Origin of the sequence: Streptomyces sp. NPDC057654 (assembly GCF_042800135.1) — a bacterium.
Lineage (GTDB): Bacteria > Actinomycetota > Actinomycetes > Streptomycetales > Streptomycetaceae > Streptomyces.
Genome location: NZ_JBHVHQ010001048.1, coordinates 1 through 2,680 on the forward strand (window position 1 = coordinate 1; position 2,680 = coordinate 2,680).

Below are 2,680 nucleotides of genomic sequence, written 5' to 3' on the forward strand. Positions count from 1 at the left end.
GGCCGGTGGTCCGGGCCTCCGTAGTCCGGGCTCGTGAAGTCCGGGCTGGAGAACCGGGGCCGGGAGGCGTGCTCATTGTTGGCGTCCGGGCTGGAGAAGCCCGGACGGGAGTAGCCGAGGTGCGGGGTCCGGTTGACCCCCGAGGGCCTCGGCACATACGTCGTCCGCGGGGCCGGCGGACCCGCGGTGGCGAGCGCTTCGCGCAGGAAGGGCAGTACGCCGCGGTGCAGCAGCGCCTGCCGCCAGGCATCCCTGGCCTGCGCCACCGCCTCGGCCTGCTTGCCCGCCGCCCGTCCCGCGCGGCCCGCGGGGCCGTTGTTGCGCAGGGCGGTCAGCAGCATGGCGCCCATGGCGACGAGGATTCCGGCGGCGGTGAGACCACCGAACCACCAGCCGATGGTGATCATCGGGTCGGCGACCGAGGCGTCGGAGCTGACGGTGCGAAGGACATATCCGATCACGAGGAAGAGCAGAGCCGCGATGCCCGCGAGGACCGGCGCGAGCACGGCGAGCACTGCTCCCGCCCCCGCTCCGGCCTCGGCGGCCTCGCTCATGGCGGTGACGACCCCGACGGCGGCCGAACGGTCGTCGCCCTGATCACCGCCGCCGCTTCCGCCGCCGACCGGCTGCGGCCGGGCGACGTTCGCGGGCGCGCGCAGTTCGTCGCGCGCCTGTACGTAGGTGCGGTATTCGGCTGCCGCGCATGCCGAGATGGCGGCCACGGCGCCCAACGCCATGGTGCGCAGCTGTTCAGTGTTGAGCCGCCGGCCTAGGGCGGCCAGTTCCGGGTCATGGTCTGCGGTACGCAGCGCCTCGTCGAGGACTCGCTCGAACTCCGGGCGATCCTCGGTCAGCAGGTGCGGAGCGCTGTTCATGTGCATCCCCCGATGCTCCGTAGGGCCTTGTAGCCGGCCTACACCGGGCAGTTGGGCGGAAACGGAGGAGAGCCTGCTACGGATAAGGCCGATGGTAGAGCCGTTCTGGCACGGGGTGACAGTCTGTTTCCCGAATTCCCCCCGCGCGGTGGAATTTCCTACCTGCCCCTACCCCTGCCCAATGAATCCTCAGACAGACAGAGGAAGTTGAACCACCAGTAGCTTTCCGGCCATCGTGACGCCGCCGTCCATCGCGACCGCCAGGCCGTCCGCGTACACATGCGGACCGTCCACGGCCGCCGCGCCGTTGTCCTCGCCGTCCTCGGACCCCACCTCCCCGAGAAGGTACGGAATGGGGCTGTGGCCGTGGACGACACGTGAGCCGCCGAAGGCGGTCAGCAGTTCCCGGGCGGCCATCGGGCCGGCTTCGTCGCGGAACGCGAAGCGCTTGGTGAATTTCCGGAACAGATCCCAGCACTCGTCGGCGTCGCTGCGCTGGAGCGCCTCGGTGATGGCGTCGTTGACGGCCTCGATGGAGTCGCCGTAGTCGAGGTAGGCGGTGGTGTCGGAGTGCACCAGCAGATGCCCGTCCTCCTCGGCCATCGCGTCCAGCCGGGCCATCCACTGGAGGTGGTGGTCCTGGAGGCGCTCCATGTCGGTGCGCTGGCCGCCGTTGATGAGCCAGGCGGCCTGGAAGGAGGCGGTGCCCGCGCCGGAGTTGACGGGGGTGTCGTAGAACCGCTTGGCGCCGAGGAGGAGGAGCTCGTGGTTGCCCATGAGCGCCTTGCAGTAGCCGCCGGCCGCCGCGGCCTCGGCGGAGAGCCGCATCACGAGGTCGATGACGCCGATGCCGTCCGGACCGCGGTCGGTGAAGTCGCCGAGGAACCAGAGGCGGGCGTTGCCGGCGGCCCAGTGGCCGTCGGCGTCGATCAGCCCCTGCGCGGCCAGGGCCTCGTGGAGTTCGTCGAGGTAGCCGTGGACGTCGCCGACGACGTACAGCGGGCCCGGCCCGTTCGAGGGGAGAGGCGCCTCGGGGTCGGCGAGCGGGGTGAGCTCGACGGTGGGCACGTCCGGGTCCGCGACGATGACCGGCAGGTCCCGCTCGGTGGGCGTGTAGCCGGGGGGCATCGCGTCTCCCGGTACGGGTGGTGCGGGGGGATTCTCGTGCGGCTCGGACTGCGCGTACGCAGGGAAGGGCGGCAGTGCCGCCGTGGTCCGTGCCGTGGGTCCCAGACCGGCCCCCTGAGTCATCGACCCCTCCACCATCGCGCCGCCGTGCACCTTGTGGACCTTGCCTGGTCGATGGCGGTCCGTGGTGTCGTGCGCCCATCATAGGAATGACCGTCGCGGCGTGCGACGCACCAGGGGGCTGTCAATCGGGGACGGCCGGACTTCTCCGTGCTTTTCTCCCCAATTGGACCGTTCGCTCCCTCCCCTTAATTCTGCCCCAGCCGGGTTGTTGCCCGCGTTAGGGGCTTCATGCTCCGGGGCGGGGAGCGCGCGGAAGGCCCGGGCGGCGCACGGGAGCCCGGCCCGGGCCTTCTGCTCTTCGCAGCTTTTCGCTGATTTTCTCTGGTTTTCTCTGGTTTCTCCGCTCCGCGATCCCGCTTACGGGTGCGCGGGTCTCACGGGACTCACAGATCTACGGGGTTCACGAGTGCTACGCCGGGCCGCTGCTGCGGGGGCTGCGGGGAGGGCTGACCGTGGTGCGCGGCGGTCGGCGCTGTGACGACGTGCGCACGATCAGTTCGGTTGGTATGACCTGTTCCACCGGGCGTCCCGTGTCGAGCCCCTCGATGGCGTCG

General features: G+C 70.6%; 2 protein-coding genes and 1 pseudogene. All 3 read right to left on the minus strand.

Features of this window, described 5'->3' with window-relative positions:
• Positions 1-881 (minus strand): hypothetical protein (locus tag ACFU99_RS40185; protein ID WP_384402681.1); only part of this gene is annotated, 881 nt, incomplete at its 3' end.
• A gap of 183 nt (positions 882-1,064) precedes the next feature.
• Positions 1,065-2,141, minus strand: a complete 1,077-nt coding sequence (locus tag ACFU99_RS40190) for a metallophosphoesterase (RefSeq protein ID WP_384402684.1) — start codon at positions 2,139-2,141, stop codon at positions 1,065-1,067.
• 394 nt (positions 2,142-2,535) lie between these two features.
• Positions 2,536-2,680 (minus strand): annotated as a pseudogene (locus ACFU99_RS40195) (LacI family transcriptional regulator); the annotation flags it as partial.

Bases quoted from the DNA above. Each gene is read 5' to 3' on its own strand.
- ACFU99_RS40190 (WP_384402684.1), bottom strand. From the start codon at position 2,141: ATGGTGGAGGGGTCGATGACTCAGGGGGCCGGTCTGGGACCCACGGCA.